General features: G+C 67.3%; 1 pseudogene. It reads right to left on the reverse strand.

Annotation, left to right across the window (positions count from 1 at the left end):
- Positions 1 to 428, reverse strand: a pseudogene (locus tag EN850_RS33665) (alpha/beta hydrolase); the annotation flags it as partial.

Here is a 428-nt window from a genome sequence, read left to right on the forward strand (position 1 = left end):
GGCAGGTGCGCGCTCCAGTACGGCACCAGCCCGTCATCGGACTTCTCCACCGGCAGCTCCGGCTTGCGCTGGGCGATGATCGAGTGGTACTTCAGGCCCGTTTCGATCGGCAGCTGTGCGGCGGCCTTCACGAACGGATCGCTGGCCTTGAGGTTGTCGATGCTGTTGGGAATCTTCGGCTTGGCGGTGCCGTCCTCCTGCTGCTCGGCCTGCGCCAATGCCAGGAACACATCTTCGAATTTGCCAAGGATGGTCAGCGGCAGGCGCACCAGCCGGCCCACAGCCCGCATCCACAGAACCGCCGGGCCGGCGAACGCACCTCGCGCTGGCTGCGCCTGCGCTGCGGCACCCAGGCCTACGCGCTGGAACTGCTGAAGGTCCAGGAGGTCGTGCTGCCGGTGCCACTGCTGCCGTTGCGTGGCACTGCG

The sequence above is a fragment of the Mesorhizobium sp. M8A.F.Ca.ET.207.01.1.1 genome, from assembly GCF_004794715.1.
Taxonomy (GTDB): Bacteria; Pseudomonadota; Alphaproteobacteria; order Rhizobiales; family Rhizobiaceae; genus Mesorhizobium.